The organism is Streptomyces sp. NPDC056169, from assembly GCF_042268445.1.
Lineage (GTDB): Bacteria > Actinomycetota > Actinomycetes > Streptomycetales > Streptomycetaceae > Streptomyces.
On the sequence record NZ_JBHJUO010000001.1, the window covers coordinates 542,426 to 561,934 of the forward strand.

The following is a 19,509-nucleotide window of genomic DNA, read 5'->3' on the forward strand; positions in this document are numbered from 1 at the left end:
AGTCCCATGAGCACCCCCGTCTGGATCACCGCGACCCCTCCCGCCACCCACGGCGAACTCCACATCGGCCATCTCGCCGGGCCGTACGTCGCCGCCGACGTCCTCACCCGCTACCTGCGGGCCGAGGGGGAAGCGGTCCGGTTCACCACCGGCACCGCCGACCACGCCAGCTCCGTCGAGGTCCGCGCGCTGCGCCACAACCGCAAGCCCGAGGAGGTCGCGGAGGGCTACCGTGCCGCGATCACCGCCGACTGGCTCCGCTCGGGTGTGGAGTTCGACCACATCGTGCGCCCGCGGCGCGACAAGGGCTACGGACGCTGGGTGCAGGACCTCTTCAGCAGACTGTTCGCGCAGGGGGTCATCGCCCCGCGGACCCGCCTCCTGCCCTACTGCGAGCCGTGCGACCGCTGGCTGTACGGGGCGCACGCCACCGGCAGCTGCCCGCACTGCGGCGCGGACAGCGACGGCGGCATGTGCCACGAGTGCGCCCGCCCCAACGACGGCGGCGACCTCATCTCGGCGCGCTGCGCGGTCTGCGACACCCCGGCGGTGGCCCGCCGCTGCCGCCGGCTGTACGTGCCCCTGGAGCCCTTCCGGGAGACGCTCGCCGAGTACTGGGCGACGGCGGGGCTCCCGCCCCGGCTCGCCGCCCTGTGCGAGTCGCTCGTCGAGGACGGACTGCCGGACATCGCCGTCGGCCACCCCGCCGAGTGGGGCCTGCCGGTCCCGGTCGACGGCTTCCCCGACCACCGCATCGACGGCTGCTTCGAGGCCGCCGCGATGCACCTCTTCGGCTACGACACGAAGGGCCCGCTGCCCCGCCGCGCCATCCACTTCTGCGGCTTCGGGCACTCCTTCTGCCACGCGGTGCTCCTGCCGGTGCTGCTCCTCGCGCAGGACATCAAGCTGCCGCAGGACTTCAACGTCAACGAGTCGTACGTCATCGAGGAAGGCGTCCAGGAGGGCAACGTCTGGGCGCTCGACCTCCTCACCGAGTACGGCTCCGACACCCTCCGCCGGCACGTCCTCCAGGCCCGCCCGCTGGGCCGCCGCACCGTCTTCCACCGGGAGCGGCTCGCGGCCGCCCGCCGGGAGCTGGACGAGAGCTGGAACAGCTGGCTCGCGCGGCTCTTCTCCTCCGTACGGGAGGAGTGCGGCGGACTCGCCCCGCAGGCGCTGCCCGGCGGCACGGGCTGGGAGATCCTGGAGCGGCGGCTCCACCGGGGCGTGGACGATCTGCGCGAGGCGTACGGCCCCGACGCCTTCGACCCGCGCCGGGCGGTCGCCGTCCTCGACGAGATGGTCCGCTCGGTGGCCGACTTCGGCCACGTCAACGCCCACGAGCGGTGCCGGCCCAGCACGTCCTGCCGTCATCTCCCGGCGCTCGCCGCGCAGTTGGCGGTGGCCTCGGCGCTCTCCGCGTGGGCGCGGCCGGTGATGCCGGAGGGCGCGGACCGGCTCGCGGCGGCGCTCCAGGTGCTGCCGGGCCGGCCGGTCGACTGGCACGCACTGATGGGCCCCCTCCCGGGGACCCGGCTCGCACCGCCCTCGGGCCCGGTCTTCGGGTTCTGATCCCTTCCGATTCCCTTCGACTACTAAGCAACTAAGTACTCCAGTACTCCAGTACTCCAGTACTCCAGTACATCGGTACGTCAGTGCGTCCGTACGTCAGTGTTCGAGTCCCCCTGCCGCGTGACCGTGCGCGCGCGAGCGACGCGCAGGGACACGTGGCCCCACTCCACAGGAGCTCCACGTGTCCCTGCGCGTCGCCATGCTCAGCGTCCACACCTCCCCGCTCCACCAGCCCGGGACGGGGGACGCCGGCGGAATGAACGTCTACATGGTCGAACTCTCCCGCGCCCTGGCCGAACTGGGCGTGGAGGTCGACCTGTTCACCCGCTGCCGGGGCGAGGGCCTGCCCCCGCTCGTCGAGCTCGCCCCGGGGGTCCGGGTCCGCCATCTGCACGCCGGGCCGCGCGGGCCGCTGCCCAAGGAGGCCATGCCGGACCTCGTCGTGCCCTTCTCGCTGGCGCTCCTGAAGGAGGAGCGGCGCTACGACGTGGTCCACTCGCACTACTGGCTCTCCGGGCAGGCGGGCCGGATCGCCTCGGTCGGCTGGCGGATCCCGCTCGTGCACACCGCCCACACGCTGGCCCGCGTGAAGAACGCCTCGCTCGCCGAGGGCGACAGCCCCGAGCCCGAGCTCCGCGTCCGCGGCGAGCTCCAAGTCGTCGGTTCCGCGGACCGGTTGATCGCCAACACGACCGACGAGGCGGAGGCGCTGCGCACGCTGTACGGGGCGGCGGGGGAGCGCACCGAGGTCGTACGGCCCGGGGTCGACCTGCGGACCTTCCGCCCGGCCGGGGGTGCCTCCCGGGCCGAAGGCTCCGGGGGAGGCAAGGCGGCGGCCCGGGCCCGGCTCGGGCTCCCCGCCGACGCGTTCGTCCCGCTCTACGCCGGCCGCATACAGCCGCTGAAGGGCCCGGACGTGCTCGTCCGGGCGATCGCCGAACTACTGCGACAGGAGCCGGAGTTGCGCCGCCGGCTGCTGGTGCCGGTGGTGGGCGGCCACTCGGGTGCGACGCGGGAGGGGACGGCCTGGAAGCTGGCGGGGGAGCTGGGCGTCACCGATGTGCTGCGGGCCTTCCCGCCCGTACCGCAGGAGAAGCTGGCGGACTGGTACCGGGCGGCGGACGTGCTGGTGGTGCCCTCGCGCAGCGAGTCCTTCGGCCTGGTGGCCCTGGAGGCGCAGGCCTGCGGGACGCCGGTGCTCGCGGCGGCGGTCGGCGGGCTGCCGACGGCGGTGTGGGACGGGGTGACGGGGCTTCTGGTGCACGGTCACGACCCGGTGGAGTACGCGCGCCGGCTGCGGTGGCTCGCGGCGCACCCGGAGGCGGTGGAGTCGATGGGGGAGGCGGCGGTCCGCCACGCGCGCGGGATGAGCTGGCGCGCCTCCGCCGCCCGGACCGTCGAGGTGTACCGGGGGGCGTTGGCGGAGGGGCTGGGTCAGGGGTTGGGGCAGGGGCGGCGGCACGCCCCTGCCCCGGCGGCCTCTCTCTCCTGGAGGAACGAGAAGGCCGTAGCTCAAGTCTAGCACCACTTTTGGTTCGACCAAAGATATGGAAGGCTCCGGATCCGCCAATTCCGTTGCTGTGCAGGCGTATTGACGCATCCACGCCATGGCGGGTCCACGCACAGAGAATCCCTGGATCGGTTTCCGGGGCGGGGACAGAATGGAGATGTCTTCAGGGAACGCCCGGCGGCACGGGCCCCGGAAGGCGGAATTCACATTCCCACTCCTGGAGGAATCATGTCTGCTGAGCACGCCACGGGGACTCGCCGGATCGTCCGTCAGTTCGCCCTCGCCGCGGCAGCGTGTCTCGCCGTCGCCGGCGGCGCGGCCCTGGCGACGGCCCCGAGCGCGGTCTCGGCCCCGCAGCACGTGGTGGCGGACGGCGCGTCCGACGGGACCACTGCCACCCCGACCCCCACCCCCACGCCGTCCCCGTCGAACGGGAACGAGTGGGACAAGATCCCCCCGGCGCCGATATCTGCCAATTGAGTCGACGGGAATCCGAAAGAAAGGCTGCGCGGCCGCCCTGGAAAAGGGCGGCCGCGCAGCCATTTCCTTGCGCCTTGCGCCTTGCGCCTTGCGCCTTGCGCCTTGCGCCTTGCGCCTTGCGCCAGGCACTGCCTCTGTCACCGGCACCCCGGCGAACCGCCCGCGGGAAATCCCGCGCTCAGTCGACCCAGCCCAGCCGATAGGCGCGCACCCCGGCCTCGAACCGGCTCGTCGCCCCCATCTCCTGCATCAGCTCGGAGAGCATGCGGCTCACCGTCCGCAGCGACACCCCGAGCCCGCGCGCGATCTTCTCGTCCTTCATGCCGGAGGCGAGCATGCTCAGAGCCGCCCGCTGCTGCTCCGAAAGCCCGTCGCCGCCCTGATCCGATGCGGACCCGTCCCCGTACGGCAGGGCGGTGTGCCAGCAGTGCTCGTACAGCGCGAGGTACGAGCGGACCAGGGCGGGACCCCTGGCCAGTACCGCGCCCGCCGCCGGCTCGGCCGGATCGACCGGCACCACCGCGAACTGCGCGTCGGCGATGATCAGCGGCATGGGGACCGCCGACGCGATCCGCACCTCCACCCCCGCCTCGACCCGGCGCCGCAGATGCTCCGCCACCTCGGGCGAGGCGCAGGCCTGGTCGCTGTACATGGCGCGGACGCGCACCCCGTTCTCGATCTGCCGCCGGTCCCGGCTCAGCACCCGCTCCCCGACCTCGCGCTTCAGCGACGTCAGGTGCATCGACGCCAGGCTGTGCTGGATGACGTCCGTGATGTCCTCAAGGACCTGCTGGATCCGGCGGTAGTCGCTGAGGAGCTCCACATCCGCGTCCGCCCGCGTGAGCGAACCGGCCCGCAGGAACGCCCCCGCCAAGGTCTCCAGGGTGTCGTACGCGCGGTCCGCCTCGTCGAGGTGCTCGCGCAGCTGCTCGCGCTCCCGGTGCAGCAGCCTGAGCAGTGCGATCTCCGGGTCGATCACGGCGACCGTGTCGCCGTCGCCTTCGCTGTTCCTGTCGCCGCCACTTGCCTGCGGCCGGCCACCGCCGTTACCGCCGGCGCCGTCACCGCCGCCGCCGGCGGCCCGGAGCTCGCCGCGGGAGCCGTGCTGGGCCGGATTGGTCGGCACGATGAGCCCGAGGTCGGACAGTTCGCACCGACATCGCTCGTACTCCTCGGGGGAGAGCCGGAGTTGGGCTCCCACCTCGCCGAGGCTGGACACTCCGCGCCTGCGCAGTTCCTGGTAGAGGTTCACCACAGCATCGGGTGAGCCTTCCGGGTGATCGGTGCCGTTCCCCGTACCCGAGTACTCGGTCCCGTTCCCCGTACCCGTACCGCCGCCGGTGGTGATCAAGGCGAAGTGACCCCCTGTTCCCTCGAGTCGCGCCGCCGTCACCCTGTCACACGGCTGGGCGGCCGTCCGTCATGCCGATCCGACCGGTCCGACCGGTCGGGGATCCATCGTGCGTCATCCGAACTCCCCGGTGGTATCCCGCCCTTAAGACCGCTCGACTCCGTCGCCGTCCAACAGGCCGAGCCGGGCCGCCTTCACGCCCGCCTCGAAACGGCTCGCCGCCCCCAGCTCCTGCATCACCTCGGAGAGCAACCGGCTCACCGTCCGCAGCGAGACCCCCAGATTGCGCGCGATCTGCTCGTCCTTGATGCCGGAGGCGAGCATCAGCAGCGCCGCCCGCTGCTGCTCGGAGAGCCCGTCGCCGCCCTTCTCCGGCGCCTCCTCCTCGCCGTACGGGGCGGCCGCCGTCCAGCAGTACTCGTACAGGGCGAGATAGGAGCGGACGAGGCCGGGGCCGCGCGCGAGGATCGCGGCGGAGGACAGGTCGTGCGGATCGGTGGGCAGGAGCGCGAAGTTCTCGTCGGCGAGGACCATGTTCATCGGCACGACGGAGGCGAACCGTATCTCCACGCCCAGCGCGGCCCGCTCCTCCAGGTGCTGCGCCATCTCCGGCACCGAGGCGGCCCGCCGGCTGTACATGGCCCGGATCCGGACCCCGCGGTCGGCCCACAGGCGGTCCTGGGCCAGCTCGCCCGGCAGCTCCTCGCGGCGTACGGAGCCGGTGTGCATGAAGTGCGCGGCCGTCCGGACGGAGTCCCTCAGCTCGGCGAGGCTGCGGCGTACGCGGTGGGGGTCGTCGACGATCTCGACCTCGATCTCGCCGCGCGGGGTGGCCCCGGCCCGCAGAAACGGTCCGGCGAGGGCTTCGAGGGCGGTGTGCGCGCGGCTGGTCGCGGCGAGGCGTTCCTGGAGCCGGTCGCGCTCCCGGCGCAGCAGCCGCAGCAGGGCGACATCGGGGTCCACGACCGCGTTCGGGTCGAGGGAGGGGGCGGTCAGTCCTAAGGAGGCGAGTTCGTCACGACATCGCTCCCGCTCCTCGGTGGAGAGCTCCAGCCGGTCCGCGACCTGGTCGAAGGTCGTCCCCGGACGGGCGCGGAGTTCCTGGTAGACGGCGAGAGCCTGTTCGCTGCCCGTACGGGCCACGGCGGTGTTTCTGGACACGGCGCAGCAGACTCCCCTCGGATCCCCCTGGATCCTCATGAATCGCCCCGCTAGACCCTGCCATACATTCGAACGACACGCACGGAGTTGACCGCAGCTCAGGACGGTTCGCGGTGCTGGCGGGCAGGAGCGGGCGAGGGCGGAGACGGGCCGGGAACCGCTCAGGCGGCGGGGGCGCTCGCCCGGCAGTCGGGGCACAGGCCCTTGAACACGATCTCGGCGTCCTCGACCCGCCACTCCGGCAGCGCGCCCCGGGGCGGCTTCGGCGCGGCCGCGTCGACGTTCTCCACGCGGCCGCAGGTGACGCACAGCGCGTGCTGGTGCGCGGGACCGGAGATCTCGAAGACGGCGGGCAGGCCGGGTCGGTCGAACTTGCTGACCAGGCCGGTCTCCTGGAAGTGCCGGAGCATCTCGTACACGGCCTGGCTGGTCAGCGTGCCGAGCCGCTCGCGCGCGGTCGTGGTGATCGCCTCGACGTCGAGATGGCCGCCGGCGGCGAGCACCGTGAGCACCTCCAGGCGCGGGCCCGTGACCCGCAGCCCGACGTCGCGCAGGCGCTGGATCACCGCCTCGCGGCCCGTCAGCTCTTCCGCGACTGCCATCTTCTCCGCCCGCCACCTGGTCGGCTCAAACTTTTGTTGGCATCGTACCTCTTGCTCGTCAAGCGCGTCAGGCGCTCTTCGGCCGCTTGTCGGCCGTCCGTCGGCCTTCCGCCCGTGGCCCGTACGTCACTCGCCCGTACGTCACGCGCCCGTGCACCACGCGCCCGTGCACCACGCGCCCGTACGCCACGCGCCCGTACACCACGCGCCCGTACGTCACGCGCCCGTACACCGGCGGCCCGTCCGTCAGTCGTCCGTCCTGCACACCAGCAGCACGCTCTCGGTCCGGTCGTCGATCCGGTGGCGCCGCCGGCCCTCGATGTGCAGGCCGGCCGAGTGCAGCTCCGCCGCGAGCCGCTCCGGATCCACGATCCACTTGTCGGTGGTCAGCACGACCCGCTCGGTGGAGAGCTTGCCGGTGCGGGCCGTGTAGTACGTGATCCGCTCGCTCATCGACGGCAGGTCGAACACCTGCCGCGCCACCACCCACTCGTCGATCCCGTCGAAGCGCGGCACCTGGAACGCCCAGGTCCGCCGCGGCTCCGCGATGAGTCCGGGCAGCTGGTGCGCCGTGTAGTCGAGGGCGAGCGCCCCGCCCGTCTCCAGGTGGGAGGCGACCTCGCGCAGCAGCTCCGGCCGGTGCGCGGGCGGGACGGCCGTGACCATCGCGCCCGCGAGGAGCGCCAGCCGGTAACTCCCTTCGAGCCGCAGCTCGGTGAGGTCGGCCCGGTGGGTGACGACGAGCCCGGCGACCTGCGGGCCGATCCGGCGGGCCCAGCCTTCGAGGCGCTCGAGGGCCGAGGCGTCCCGGTCCACGGCTTCCACGGCGAAGCCGTGCCGGGCGAACGGGACGGCGAGCCGCCCGGCGCCGGAGCCGAGGTCCAGAACGGGTCCGCCGGTGGAGCGGGCGAGGCTGAGGTACCGGACGATGTCCGCGCTGTGCGGGCCGAGCAGGGCGTCGTGCAGCCAGACGGAGTTCTCGTCGGCCGGGGAGACCGATTCGAGCCCGGGCAGGGTGTCGGACTTGATCCTGATGCCGGCCCCGGGGGCGGGCTCCCGCTCCCGGTCGTATCGGGACGGCAGGACCGGAGCGAACGCTGCGGGCACGACGGGCAGGGAAATGCCGCTCGGTGTGTGCATCGCTCCTCCAGGGGCTCGCTCGGTCCATGCCGTCCGGACGAGGTTCCCGTGCCGCCGGGACCGCGCCGCTGGACCCATCCTGACCTGGCGGGGGAGCGCCGATCCACCGGATCGGGCTGCGTGAACACGCGATGGCGTGGATCTGCCACGACCGTCAGTTCGGCGGTCACGCAAGCGAGTTCGACGGTCGCGACCGTCCGTGCGGCGGTCGCGCGGGCCTGCGCCGGGGAAGGCGCGGCGCGTCAGACCTTCCTGCTCCAGCGCGTGGGGCCCAGGGGCGCGAAGCCCTGGTGGGTGTAGAAGGGGAGCGCCGGGTCCGTCTCCGCCGGGAGTTCGACCCGCTGGTCGTGCGCGCCGTAGCTCCGCATGCGGTCCGTGGCGGCGGCCAGCAGGGCCGTACCCACTCCGCGGCGGCGGGATCCGTCCGCCACGGCCAGCGCGTACACCTCGCCCTCGCCCGGTACCGGCACCCCGCCCGCGGCGACGCCGACGACCGCGCCCTCGGGGTCGGTCGCGACGAGCCAGCCGAGCCAGCCGGGCGCACCGCCCGGAATTTCAATTTCCGCGCGTATGCGGGGGAGTGCGCATTGGGCCGAGATCAGCCGTCGCATCGGGACTTCGTCCAGAATTCCCGCGTAGCTGCTCCGAATGACGTCCGCGAGCAGCCTGGATATCGTCGTCGCATCGCCGGCCGCGGCCGTTCGAACGCCAGCCAGCTGCATAGGTTTCGTACCCTTCGACGTGCCGAGCCAGAGCCCCAACATACCCACAATAGCCGTGAATTAAGTTGCCCGTGACCGATGCGAAATCTACGAATTCGCTTAGTAAATAACGGTGTTCGGAGGGTCGGACGGTGAAGCGAGCAAATTAGCCGGGGAAGGAACAGCAGGCGACGATCAGCGGCATCATCGCGAGCGCCGCCGACGCGATGGTGAACAGCCCGCGCAGGACGGGGTGTCCCGCGCTGTACGGGGTGAGGATGCGCCGCATCCGCAGCGCCGCCGACGGGCCGCCCGCCGCGAAGGCGGACCGCGGCGCCCTTCCGGAGGCAAGCGCGTACAGCGCCGTGGCGAGCGCGTCGCGCGTGCATCGCCGCAACGCCCGGTCGTCCGCGGTCATTTCGAGCAGCAGTGGTACGGACGTCCCGCCGTGCCGCGCGAGCGGGAGGCGCGGGTAGACGGCCGTGAAGGCCTCCGCCGCGGCGACGAGGAGGTGGTGCCGCCCCGCGATGTGCGCCCGCTCGTGCGCGAGGGCCGCCGCGAGCTGGGCGGGTGTCAGCGCGTGCACGGCCCCGGAGGAGACGACCACGCGGCGCGAGCGGCCCGGCAGGCAGTAGACGGCGGGGCGGTCGTCGTCGAGGACGGTGGCCCGCAGGTCGGGGTCGTACCGTCCGACGAGCCGCAGCACCCCGGCGTGCCGCACGCGCACCCGCCGGGCCCGCGCCAGGCGCCGTACGAAGGCGGCGGCGGGCAGCGAGACGACGGTGAGGGCGATCGCGACGGCGAGCTGCTCGCGGCCTTCGAGGGCGAACAGCCGCTCGGAGGTGGGGAGTCGGAGCGTGAGCACCATGTCGGTGAGGCGGTGGCTGCTCTCGCCGGACAGGACCAGCTGGGCGGGCAGCAGGGCGGTCGCGGCGGTGAAGACGGCGCCGCACGCGGCCCACACGGCGAGCGCGAGGCGGGGCACCTGCTGGGCCCAGCGGGCCCGGGCGACGAACCAGGGCACGAGGAAGCCGGTGAGGAGGACGAGCCCGAGCGGGACGAGGGCGTGGTGGTTCACGCGTCACCGCCCGCGCCGGGGTGGCCGGGGCCGCCGCCCCGGGTCGCGCGGAGCGCCGCGTCCAGGGCGGCCATGTCCTCGTCCGAGATGACCTCGACGAACCGCAGCAGGGCGGCGGGCCGGTCCTGGCTGTCGCCGAGGGCGTCCCGCATGAGGCCGGCGGTGTACTCCTCGCGGCTGCGGACGGGCTCGTACAGCCAGGCCCGGCCCGCCTTCTCGCGGCGCAGCCAGCCCTTGCGGTGCAGGATGTCCGCCACCGTCATGACGGTCGTGTAGGCGACCCGGCGTCCCCGATTGATGTCGTCGACGATCTCGCGGACGGTGGCGGGCCGCTGCCAGGCCCACAACCGGTCCATGATCTCGGCCTCCAGCTCTCCCAGCCGGCGCACGTGGATCCCCTTCCCCCTGGGCGGCTCATCGTACGGGCCGCCTCCCTCGCTCAGGTATACCCCCCAGGGGTACGGTGGCGGGATGTCGACCTTCCTGAGCGCCTCCGTGACCGGCCCCCTGACCACCCTCACGAGCACCTTCACCACCACCCTCACGAGCGGCCTCATGAGAAACCGCCCCTGCGTGAAGCTCTGCGGCCCCGGTCTTCCCGGTTCGGCGGAGCTGGTGCTCCTCCGGCAGGTGCTCGGGCTCTGTCTCCGCCTGAGCATCACGCTGTCCGCTGAGTGCCCTTCACGCAAGGGCGGTTGATACTGCCGCGCTCCTTCGAGGCCTGCTGAGAGGCCTGCTGGGAGGCCTGCTCCGTCAGCTCCGGATGAGCCGGGCGATGGCCTTCGAGGCCTCGCCCACCTTCACCTTCGCCTGGTCCCCGCCCTGGGCGATCGCCTCCGTGACGCAGCAGCTGAGGTGCTCGTCCAGGAGGGCCACCGCGCAGGACTGGAGGGCCGCGTTGATGGCGGAGACCTGGGTGAGGACGTCGATGCAGTACACGTCCTCGTCGACCATCCGCTGCACCCCCCTGACCTGGCCCTCGATGCGCCTGAGGCGTCTGATGATGTCTTCCTTGTGCTGTCCGTAACCGGCCACGGCGGGCTCCTCGGAGATTGGCGCGGAAGGGAGTGCGTCAGCGGTCGGCGGCCTGGAAGCCGCGCAGGCGCAGGCTGTTGCCGACGACGAAGACCGAGGAGAAGGCCATCGCGGCCCCCGCGATCATCGGGTTGAGCAGTCCGGCCGCGGCGAGCGGCAGGGCGGCGACGTTGTAGGCGAAGGCCCAGAAGAGGTTCGACCGGATCGTGCCGAGGGTCTTGCGGGAGAGCCGGATCGCGTCGGCCGCGGCCCGCAGGTCGCCCCGTACGAGGGTCAGGTCGCCGGCCTCGATGGCGGCGTCCGTGCCGGTGCCCATCGCCAGGCCCAGGTCGGCCTGGGCGAGCGCGGCGGCGTCGTTCACGCCGTCGCCGACCATGGCGACCGAACGGCCCTCCGCCTGGAGCTTCTTGACGACGTCGACCTTGTCCTGCGGCATGACCTCCGCGATGACCTCGTCGATGCCGACCTCGGCGGCGACGGCCTCGGCGACCGCCTTGTTGTCGCCGGTGAGCAGGATCGGGGTGAGCCCGAGGGCCCGCAGCCGCCGGATGGCCTCGGGGCTGGTCTCCTTGACGGCGTCGGCGACTTCGAGGACCGCGCGGGCCTCGCCGTCCCAGGCCACGGCGATCGCCGTCTTGCCGGCCTTCTCCGCGGTGTCCTTGGCGGTCTTGAGCCCGGCCGGGAGGGCCATGGCCCACTCTTCGAGGAGCTTCTCGCGGCCGACGAGGACGGCGTGGCCGTCGACGACGCCCTGGACGCCGAGACCGGGGATGTTGGCGAAGTCCTCGGGGGTGGGGAGCGTGCCGACCCTGGCGGCGGCGCCGGTGGCGACGGCCTGGGCGATCGGGTGCTCGGAGGAGTGCTCCAGGGCGCCCGCGAGCCGCAGCACGTCGGTCTCGTCCACGCCTTCCGCGGTGTGGACCTTGATGAGCGTCATGCGGCCGGTGGTGACGGTGCCGGTCTTGTCGAGGACGATCGTGTCGACCTTGCGGGTGGTCTCCAGGACCTCGGGGCCCTTGATCAGGATGCCGAGCTGGGCGCCGCGGCCGGTGCCGACCATGAGGGCGGTCGGGGTGGCCAGGCCGAGGGCGCAGGGGCAGGCGATGATCAGGACGGCGACGGCCGCGGTGAAGGCGGCGGTGAGCCCCTGGCCGGTGCCGAGCCAGAAGCCGAGCGTGCCGAGCGAGAGCGCGATGACGATCGGGACGAAGACGGCCGAGATCTTGTCGGCGAGGCGCTGGGCGGCGGCCTTGCCGTTCTGCGCGTCCTCGACGAGCTTGGCCATGCGGGCGAGCTGGGTGTCGGAGCCGACGCGGGTGGCCTCGATGACGAGCCGGCCGCCGGCGTTCAGGGTGGCGCCGGTGACGGAGTCGCCGACGGAGACCTCGACCGGCACGGACTCGCCGGTGAGCATGGAGGCGTCCACGGCGGACGAACCCTCGACGACGGTGCCGTCGGTGGCGATCTTCTCGCCCGGGCGGACCAGGAAGCGGTCCCCGACCTGGAGGTCGGCGGTCGGTACGGTGACCTCCTGGCCGCCCCGCAGGACGGTGACCTCCTTGGCGCCCAGCTGCATCAGCGCCTTGAGCGCGGCGCCCGCCTTGCGCTTCGAGCGGGCCTCGAAGTACCGGCCGGCCAGGATGAAGGCGGTGACGCCCGCCGCGGCCTCCAGGTAGATGTTCCCGGCGCCGTCGGTACGGGCGATGGTGAACTCGAAGGCGTGCGTCATCCCCGGCGTACCGGCGGTCCCGAAGAACAGCGCCCACAGCGACCAGAGGAACGCGGCGATCGTGCCGACGGAGATCAGGGTGTCCATGGTGGCCGCGCCGTGCTTGGCGTTGGTCCAGGCGGCCTTGTGGAAGGGCCAGGCGGCGTAGACGACGACCGGCGCGGCGAGCGTGAGGCTCAGCCACTGCCAGTACTCGATCTGGAGCGCCGGGACCATCGCCATCGCGATGACGGGGACGGCGAGCGCGACGGCGGTGACCAGCCGCTGCTTGAGGGGCCGCAGCTCCGCGTCGGCCTTCTCCTCGTCGGAGGGCCCTTCGGGGGCGCCGGGCGTCTCGCTCTTCGGCGGCGCGGGCTCCGCGGCGGTGTAGCCGGTGGCCTCGACGGTCGCGATCAGGGCGGCGACGTCGATGTCGGCGTCGAAGGTGACCTTGGCCTTCTCGGTGGCGTAGTTGACGGTGGCCTCGACCCCGTCCATGCGGTTGAGCTTCTTCTCGATACGGGCCGCGCACGAGGCGCAGGTCATGCCGCCGATGGCGAGCTCGACCTGAGCCGTGCCAGGTGTCGTCGTTGTCATGAGTACTGCTCCTCGTGAGTACGGGGTCGGGGGCCGGGACCCGGGCGTGGTGGGCGGGTCCCGGCGGCCGAGGTGGGGCGGCCGAGGGCCCGTCCGGCCCTGATCCGCCGGGGAGGCCCTAGGCGCGGCCGGTCAGCTCGTAACCGGCGTCGTCGACGGCGGCGGCGATCGCGGCGTCGTCCGGCTCGCCGCCGGTGGTGACGGTCACCAGGCCGCCGTTGACGTCGACGTCCACGGCGATGACGCCGGCGAGCGCGCTGACGGACGTGGTGATCGCGGTCCTGCAGTGGCCGCACGTCATGCCGGAGACGGCGTAGACGGTCGCGGTGCTCTCGGCGATCGCGACCGTGGTCGTGTCGGTGGCGTTGGTCGAGCAGCTGTTGTCAGGGGTGCAGCAGGAGCCCATGGCTTCCTCCTCGGTCGGTTCCTCCGGACCCGGATACCCTCGGGGGGTATCCGGTTGTGAGTCCATGTATACCCCCCGGCGGTATCCGGCGCAAGCGGATCCCCGGCTTGACTTGATACCCCCCAGGGGTATGGTGAAGTGCGTCGAACGGTTACCGCGCCACCCCGCGCACCCACCCCACGTATCGGGAGAGCAGCCATGAACACCGGTGTGAAGATCACTGCCTATGCCGCCGCGCTCGCCGCGACCTTCGGGGCCGCGTACGGGGTCGGCAAGGGTGTCGGCCCCGTCGAGGAGCCGAAGAAGGCCGAGCACGGCGACCACGCCGCGGCCCCCTCGGAGGGCCAGGCCCCCTCGAAGAGCCCGGCCGCGGCCGACGGCCACGCCGGTCACGAGGAGGGCGCGACCGCGGAGACGCCCGCCGCTGCCGCCGCGAACCTCCCCGGCGGACTCCAGGTCTCCGACGGCGGCTACACCCTCGCCCTGGAGACGCCGACCCCCGCCACCGGCAAGAGCGTCCTGAAGTTCTCGATCAAGGACGCGGCCGGGAAGAAGGTCACCGCCTTCACCACCGAGCACGGCAAGGAACTGCACTTCATCGTCGCCTCGCGCGACCTCAACACCTTCCGCCACCTGCACCCGGTGAAGGCCGCGGACGGCACCTGGACGACCCCCGTCGACCTGCCCGCCGCCGGCGGCTACAAGGCCTTCGCCGACTTCAAGCCCGCCGCCCCCGGCGCCAAGGGCGTCACGCTCGGCGCCGACCTCGCCGTACCGGGCGCGTACGCCCCGAAGCCCCTGCCGGCCGTCGTCCCGACCGCGGCCGTCGACGGCTACCAGGTCCGCCTCGGCGGCACGCTCGACCCGGGCAAGGCCGGCGAGCTCAAGCTCACCGTCACCAAGGCCGGCAAGCCCGTCACCGACCTGGAGCCCTACCTCGGGGCGTACGGACACCTCGTCGCCCTGCGCGACGGCGACCTCGCCTACCTCCACGTGCACCCGAACGAGGGGGGTCCCGGCCCGGACGTCTCCTTCACCGCGACGGCGCCCAGCGCCGGGACGTACCGTCTGTTCCTCGACTTCCAGCACGAGGGCAAGGTCCGGACGGCGGCCTTCACGGTCACCGCGGGCGCCGCGAAGGCGACCGCACCGGCGCCCACGACGACCGTCCCCGCAGCCGGTGATGCCGCGGACGATGCGGGAGAGCACACGCACGGCTAGTCTGGTCATTGGACTAGACCTGTAGCCGTCATTCATGGAGGAATGGGCAGCGATGAGCAACCGTGCAGTCCTTGAGGTGATCGCCCTCGACGAGGAAGACGCGGTCGCTGCCCAGGTCGGTGGTGCCGACCGGCTCGAACTCGTCACCGACATGGCGGCGGACGGGCTCACCCCGTCGCGGGCCGGCTTCGCCGCCATCCGCGCCGCCGTCGACATCCCGCTGCGCGTGATGCTCCGCCTCACCGACGGGTTCTCGGCCGGCGGCCCCGACGGCATCGACGCCCTCGTCGCCCGGGCCGCGGAGCTCCGCGAGGCCGGCGCGGACGAGTTCGTCCTCGGCTTCCTCACCCCTGACGGCGAGCCGGACCTGGTCGCCGTCGAGCGGCTGATCGCCGTCCTCGACGGCGCCCGCTGGACCTTCCACCGGGCCGTCGACCGGGCGGCCGACCGCGACGGGCTGCGCAAGCGGCTCGCCGACCTGCCGGGCCTCGACACCTACCTCACGGCGGGCTCCGCCACCGGCGTCGACGACGGCCTCGCCACCCTCAAGGCCGAGGCCGCCCGCTCGGGCGAGCCGGGCTACGAGGCCCGGATCCTCGTCGGCGGCGGCCTGCGCCTCGACCACCTCCCCGAGCTGCGCGCGGCCGGCCTCGACGCCTTCCACATCGGCGGCGCGGCCCGCCCCCAGGGCTGGGCCGCCCCCGTCTCGGCGGACGCGGTACGGGCCTGGCGCGAGGCCGTCGACGCGTAAGGACGACGCGTAAGGACGACGCGTGAGGACGCGTACGGACGCGTGAGGACGCGTACGGACATGTGAGGACGCGTACGGACGTGTAAAGGCGTCACGTGGGGCCGGGGTGTGGGGCGTGCGCGCACGTCCGGCACCCCGGCCCCGCTCGTAAACGCGTGGCCGGGGGTGCGGCCGGATCGTTAGCCTCCCCGCCATGGCAGCCACCAGCAAGATGCAACCCGACGAACTCGACATCGACACCGCGCTCGTCGAGCGACTCGTCGCCGGACGATTCCCCGAATGGGCCGGCCTGCCGGTGCGGGCGGTGGACTCGGCCGGCACGGACAACGCGATGTTCCGGCTCGGCGACGACCTCGTCGTCCGCCTGCCCCGCGTCCCGTACGCGGCCCGGCACGTCGAGAAGGAGCAGCGCTGGCTGCCGCTCCTCGCCCTGCACCTGCCGCTGGACGTGCCCGTCCCCGTGGGGCGGGCCGAGGGCGGCGCGGAGTTCCCGCTGCCCTGGTCGGTCTACCGCTGGCTCGACGGCGCCGACGCCTTCGACGCGCCGCTCGCCGACCTCGCCCACGCCGCCGTCGAGCTGGGCCGCTTCGGCGCGGCGCTCCGCGCGGTCGACGCGACCGGCGGCCCGGCCTCCTTCCGCGGCGGCCCGGTCACCGACTGGGAGGAGGGCCACATGCCGCGCGCGCTCCGCGACCTGGGCGCCGACGGCACCGTCGACGCGGAGCTCGCGACGGCCGCGTGGGAGTCCGTCCTCGCGCTCCCGCAGTGGGACCGCGCGCCCGTCTGGGTCCACGGCGACCTGCTCCCCGGCAACCTCCTCGGCCGCGACGGCCGCCTCAGCGCCGTCATCGACTTCGGCGGCCTGGGCGTCGGCGACCCGGCCTGCGACACGATGCCCGCCTGGACCCTCCTCACCGCCGCCACCCGCCCCCTCTTCCGGGAGGCCGCGGGGGTCGACGATGCGACCTGGGCGCGCGGCCGGGGCTGGGCCCTGTGCTGGGGCCTGGTGACCGAGCACTACTACCGCGTGACGAACCCGGTCCTGGCCGCCGTCGCCCACCGGACCTGGTCGGAGGCCCTGCCGGAGTTCACGGTAGCCCGCTGACCTGCGCTTTAAAGTCGAGTCTTGAGAAAGTTAAGGTTCTGGCGTTGCGATCTTAAAAAACTCAATGTACAAATGAACCATCGCAGGCTCGTCGTCGAGGGCAAGGGAGCCGAGGATGGACTGGCAGGAACTGACTGACCTGACGCAAGGGCAGCCGTTCGTCGTCGAGCGGGTCCGTCTCACCGGCAGCGGGATCGCGATCGAGGGGCAGTTCGAGCCGCCGCAGCTGGCTCAACTCGACATCGAAGACCAGGTGTTCGTCGCCGCCTTCGTCCGGTCGCACGGCTCGATCAAGGAGATGGAGCGGATCTTCGGGGTGAGCTACCCGACGATCAAGTCCCGGTTGAAGCGGATCGCCGAGCACCTCGACTTCGTCGACACCGACCCGGCGCCCACCGGCGCCGCCGGCGTCGTCGACCGCCTGCGGCGCGGAGAGATCAGTGCCCAGGAGGCACTGGCCGAGCTGGAGGGGTCCTGATGGTCCCGCAGCTGGTGACGGTGGGCTACCGCCGCTCCGACGGCCGCAGGCGCCGGCTGTACGTGCCGGTGCTGCCGGTCCTCCTGCTGCTGTCCCCCCTCCTCCTGCTCGCCGTACTCGCCGGACTGGTCGCCTGCCTCGCCGCCCGGATCAGCCCGGTGGGCGCACTGCGCGGCACCGCGCGACTGCTGTGGGCGCTGCCCGGCACCCGCTTCGAGCTGGAGCAGGGCCGAACGGCCGTGCTGGTAAGCGTCAGTTGAGCCGGATCAGGCACAAGACCCAAGGAGCTTTCCATGAACGAGCAGCGCCGTCAGGTCCTGCAGATGCTGGCCGAGGGCAAGATCACCGCGGATGAGGCCGAGCGCCTGATCGAAGCCCTCGAACGAGAACAGCCCGAGCCGCCTGCGCACACCTCGACCCGCCCGAAGGCGCGGCCCAAGTACCTGCGCGTGGTCGTCGACGCCGCCGACGAAACCGGCGGCGACGGGGCGAGCCGGGTCAACATCCGGGTCCCGCTCCAGCTGCTGCGCGCCGGGGTCCGGCTCGCCAGCCTCCTCCCTCCGCAGGCGCTGGCCAAGGTCAACGAGGAGCTCAGCCGGTCGGGAGTGCCGATCGACCTCACCGAGCTCAAGCCGCAGCACCTTGAGGAACTCATCGATCACCTCGACGACGTCGTCGTCGACGTGGAAGACCCCGAGGCCAACGTGAAGATCTTCTGCGAGTAGCCGCGCGACAACGCCGGCTCCGCCAACTCTCCCTACCTTCCCCGTGACTTCAGCCTTCGAAGAGGAGGGCACATGCCTGCCTTTGTCATGCCCACGCCCAAGACGGGTGGCGTTCACCCGTCGCCGGCCGTCGCCGTCTCCGCCGTCGGTCTGCGCAAGTCCTTCGGCGACACGACCGTGCTCGACGGCATCGACCTGCACATCCCGGCCGGGTCCGTCTTCGCGCTCCTCGGCCCGAACGGCGCCGGCAAGACCACCGCCGTCAAGATCCTCTCCACCCTGATCACCGCCGACGCCGGCGAACTGCACGTCGGAGGCCACGACCTGGCGGCCGACCCGCAGGCGGTCCGTGCCGCGATCGGCGTCACCGGCCAGTTCTCCGCGGTCGACGGTCTGATCACCGGCGAGGAGAACATGCTCCTGATGGCGGACCTGCATCACCTGTCGAAGCGCGAGGGGCGGCGGGTCGCCGCCGAACTCCTGGAGCGTTTCGACCTGGTGGACGCCGCGAAGAAGCCGGCCTCCACGTACTCCGGCGGCATGAAGCGCCGTCTGGACCTCGCCATGACGCTGGTCGGCAGTCCGCGGATCATCTTCCTCGACGAGCCGACCACCGGTCTCGACCCGCGTTCCCGTCACAACATGTGGGGCATCATCCGCGGCCTCGTCTCCGACGGCGTCACCGTCTTCCTCACCACCCAGTACCTGGAGGAAGCCGACGAACTCGCCGACCGCATCGCCGTCCTGAACGACGGGAAGATCGCCGCCGAAGGCACCGCCGAGGAGCTCAAGCGCCTCGTCCCCGGCGGGCACGTCCGCCTCCGCTTCACCGACCCGACCGCGTACCAGAGCGCGGCCGCCGCACTCGCCGAGGCCGCCACTCGCGACGACGAGTCGCTGACGCTCCAGATCCCCAGCGACGGCAGCCAGCGCGCCCTGCGCTCCCTCCTCGACCGCCTCGACTCCGCCGGCGTCGAGGCGGACGAACTGACCGTCCACACACCCGACCTCGACGACGTCTTCTTCGCCCTCACCAGCGGAGGCAACGTCCCCCACCAGCCCAGGAAGGACGCCCGATGAGTGCTCTCTCCCTCGCCGTCCGCGACTCGCACACGATGCTGCGCCGCAATCTGCTGCACGCCTGGCGCTACCCGTCCGCGACGCTGAACCTGCTGCTCACGCCGATCATGATGCTGCTGCTCTTCGTCTACATCTTCGGCGACGTGATGAGCGCGGGCATCGCCGGCGGCGGCGCCGACCGCTCCGACTACATCGCCTACATCGTCCCGGGCATCCTGCTGATGACCGTCGGCAGCACCGTGATCGGGGCCGCGGTGTACGTCTCCATGGACATGACCGAGGGCCTCATCGCCCGCTTCCGCACGATGGCGGTCTACCGCGGCTCGGTGATCGTCGGGCACGTCGTCGGCAGCGTGCTCCAGTCGGTCGCCAGCGTGGTCCTCGTCGGCGCCGTCGGCGTGGCCATCGGCTTCCGGTCCACGGACGCCACGGCCCTGGAGTGGCTGGCGGCGTTCGGTCTGATCGCGCTGTTCGCCCTGGCCCTCACCTGGATCGCGGTCGGCATGGGCATGGCCAGCCCGAATCCGGAGGCGGCCAGCAACATGGCGATGCCGCTGATCCTCCTGCCGCTCATCTCCAGTGCCTTCATCCCGGCCGAGACGATGCCGGGCTGGTTCCGGCCGATCGCCGAGTACCAGCCCTTCACCCCCGCCATCGAGACCCTCCGCGGCCTCCTCCTCGGCACCGAGATCGGCCACAACGGCTGGCTCGCCCTCGCCTGGTGCGTCGGCCTCACCGCCCTCGGCTACCGCTGGTCGACGGCGCAGTTCAACCGCGACCCGAAGTAACCGGAACACCGGGCAAGCCC

Annotated in this window: 22 protein-coding genes; 12 read left to right on the plus strand and 10 right to left on the minus strand. The window is 72.4% G+C overall.

From position 1 onward, the window contains the following. Positions 1-6 precede the first annotated feature (6 nt). The 3 genes from ACFC0G_RS02445 to ACFC0G_RS02455 all read left to right on the plus strand — a co-directional run bounded on the left by ACFC0G_RS02445 (position 7) and on the right by ACFC0G_RS02455 (position 3,562). Complete coding sequence (locus ACFC0G_RS02445; RefSeq protein ID WP_376395870.1) at positions 7-1,572, plus strand: class I tRNA ligase family protein; 1,566 nt, start codon at positions 7-9, stop codon at positions 1,570-1,572. A 199-nt stretch (positions 1,573-1,771) separates the two neighbouring features. After that, positions 1,772-3,094: a D-inositol-3-phosphate glycosyltransferase gene (gene mshA / locus ACFC0G_RS02450; protein ID WP_376396159.1), complete on the plus strand. Its 1,323-nt coding sequence runs from the start codon at positions 1,772-1,774 to the stop codon at positions 3,092-3,094. Between the two features lie 216 nt (positions 3,095-3,310). After that, complete coding sequence (locus ACFC0G_RS02455; RefSeq protein ID WP_314612279.1) at positions 3,311-3,562, plus strand: hypothetical protein; 252 nt, start codon at positions 3,311-3,313, stop codon at positions 3,560-3,562. A 178-nt stretch (positions 3,563-3,740) separates the two neighbouring features. Here the strand turns inward: ACFC0G_RS02455 and ACFC0G_RS02460 are convergent, their stop codons facing one another. The 7 genes from ACFC0G_RS02460 to ACFC0G_RS02490 all read right to left on the minus strand — a co-directional run bounded on the left by ACFC0G_RS02460 (position 3,741) and on the right by ACFC0G_RS02490 (position 9,984). Continuing rightward, positions 3,741-4,913, minus strand: coding sequence for a LuxR C-terminal-related transcriptional regulator (locus ACFC0G_RS02460; RefSeq protein WP_376395874.1), 1,173 nt, complete (start codon positions 4,911-4,913; stop codon positions 3,741-3,743). A 144-nt stretch (positions 4,914-5,057) separates the two neighbouring features. Beyond that, positions 5,058-6,074, minus strand: a complete 1,017-nt coding sequence (locus ACFC0G_RS02465) for a LuxR C-terminal-related transcriptional regulator (protein WP_376395877.1) — start codon at positions 6,072-6,074, stop codon at positions 5,058-5,060. A gap of 161 nt (positions 6,075-6,235) precedes the next feature. Then, positions 6,236-6,676 (minus strand): Fur family transcriptional regulator, encoded by a 441-nt coding sequence (locus ACFC0G_RS02470; RefSeq protein WP_376395880.1) that lies wholly within the window; start codon positions 6,674-6,676, stop codon positions 6,236-6,238. Positions 6,677-6,922: 246 nt separating this feature from the next. Further along, complete coding sequence (locus tag ACFC0G_RS02475) at positions 6,923-7,783, minus strand: SAM-dependent methyltransferase (protein ID WP_376395883.1); 861 nt, start codon at positions 7,781-7,783, stop codon at positions 6,923-6,925. A 275-nt stretch (positions 7,784-8,058) separates the two neighbouring features. Next, positions 8,059-8,427: a GNAT family N-acetyltransferase gene (locus ACFC0G_RS02480; protein WP_376395886.1), complete on the minus strand. Its 369-nt coding sequence runs from the start codon at positions 8,425-8,427 to the stop codon at positions 8,059-8,061. Between the two features lie 256 nt (positions 8,428-8,683). After that, a complete protein-coding gene (locus ACFC0G_RS02485) occupies positions 8,684-9,595 on the minus strand; it encodes a M56 family metallopeptidase (protein WP_376395889.1) in 912 nt (303 codons plus the stop codon). Further along, positions 9,592-9,984, minus strand: a complete 393-nt coding sequence (locus ACFC0G_RS02490) for a BlaI/MecI/CopY family transcriptional regulator (protein WP_376395892.1) — start codon at positions 9,982-9,984, stop codon at positions 9,592-9,594. The genes ACFC0G_RS02485 and ACFC0G_RS02490 overlap by 4 nt, the downstream gene beginning before the upstream one ends. A gap of 82 nt (positions 9,985-10,066) precedes the next feature. On the opposite strand from ACFC0G_RS02490, the gene ACFC0G_RS02495 reads away from it, so the two are divergent. Beyond that, a complete protein-coding gene (locus ACFC0G_RS02495) occupies positions 10,067-10,294 on the plus strand; it encodes a hypothetical protein (protein WP_376395895.1) in 228 nt (75 codons plus the stop codon). Between the two features lie 54 nt (positions 10,295-10,348). Here the strand turns inward: ACFC0G_RS02495 and ACFC0G_RS02500 are convergent, their stop codons facing one another. The 3 genes from ACFC0G_RS02500 to ACFC0G_RS02510 all read right to left on the minus strand — a co-directional run bounded on the left by ACFC0G_RS02500 (position 10,349) and on the right by ACFC0G_RS02510 (position 13,341). Then, positions 10,349-10,630 (minus strand): metal-sensitive transcriptional regulator, encoded by a 282-nt coding sequence (locus tag ACFC0G_RS02500; RefSeq protein ID WP_376395898.1) that lies wholly within the window; start codon positions 10,628-10,630, stop codon positions 10,349-10,351. Positions 10,631-10,667: 37 nt separating this feature from the next. After that, positions 10,668-12,935, minus strand: a complete 2,268-nt coding sequence (locus ACFC0G_RS02505) for a heavy metal translocating P-type ATPase (protein ID WP_376395901.1) — start codon at positions 12,933-12,935, stop codon at positions 10,668-10,670. 118 nt (positions 12,936-13,053) lie between these two features. Continuing rightward, positions 13,054-13,341 (minus strand): cation transporter, encoded by a 288-nt coding sequence (locus ACFC0G_RS02510; protein ID WP_376395904.1) that lies wholly within the window; start codon positions 13,339-13,341, stop codon positions 13,054-13,056. Between the two features lie 198 nt (positions 13,342-13,539). Here ACFC0G_RS02510 and ACFC0G_RS02515 point away from each other — a divergent pair, with 198 nt between their 5' ends. The 8 genes from ACFC0G_RS02515 to ACFC0G_RS02550 all read left to right on the plus strand — a co-directional run bounded on the left by ACFC0G_RS02515 (position 13,540) and on the right by ACFC0G_RS02550 (position 19,489). After that, on the plus strand, positions 13,540-14,562 hold the full coding sequence (locus ACFC0G_RS02515; RefSeq protein ID WP_376395906.1) for a hypothetical protein: 1,023 nt from the start codon (positions 13,540-13,542) through the stop codon (positions 14,560-14,562). A gap of 52 nt (positions 14,563-14,614) precedes the next feature. After that, entirely contained in the window at positions 14,615-15,313 is a 699-nt protein-coding gene (locus ACFC0G_RS02520; RefSeq protein ID WP_376395909.1) for a copper homeostasis protein CutC, read from the plus strand. Positions 15,314-15,506: 193 nt separating this feature from the next. Beyond that, positions 15,507-16,418 (plus strand): aminoglycoside phosphotransferase family protein, encoded by a 912-nt coding sequence (locus ACFC0G_RS02525; RefSeq protein WP_376395912.1) that lies wholly within the window; start codon positions 15,507-15,509, stop codon positions 16,416-16,418. Positions 16,419-16,533: 115 nt separating this feature from the next. Then, positions 16,534-16,896: a DUF2089 domain-containing protein gene (locus ACFC0G_RS02530; RefSeq protein ID WP_376395915.1), complete on the plus strand. Its 363-nt coding sequence runs from the start codon at positions 16,534-16,536 to the stop codon at positions 16,894-16,896. Continuing rightward, entirely contained in the window at positions 16,896-17,156 is a 261-nt protein-coding gene (locus ACFC0G_RS02535; RefSeq protein ID WP_376395917.1) for a hypothetical protein, read from the plus strand. The genes ACFC0G_RS02530 and ACFC0G_RS02535 overlap by 1 nt, the downstream gene beginning before the upstream one ends. A 33-nt stretch (positions 17,157-17,189) precedes the next feature. Next, a complete protein-coding gene (locus tag ACFC0G_RS02540) occupies positions 17,190-17,621 on the plus strand; it encodes a hypothetical protein (protein ID WP_376395920.1) in 432 nt (143 codons plus the stop codon). Between the two features lie 87 nt (positions 17,622-17,708). Beyond that, the gene (locus ACFC0G_RS02545; RefSeq protein WP_376396162.1) at positions 17,709-18,701 is read left to right on the plus strand and encodes an ATP-binding cassette domain-containing protein; all 993 of its coding nucleotides are present in this window, start codon (positions 17,709-17,711) and stop codon (positions 18,699-18,701) included. Then, positions 18,698-19,489: an ABC transporter permease gene (locus ACFC0G_RS02550; protein ID WP_376395923.1), complete on the plus strand. Its 792-nt coding sequence runs from the start codon at positions 18,698-18,700 to the stop codon at positions 19,487-19,489. The genes ACFC0G_RS02545 and ACFC0G_RS02550 overlap by 4 nt, the downstream gene beginning before the upstream one ends. Positions 19,490-19,509: the final 20 nt, after the last annotated feature.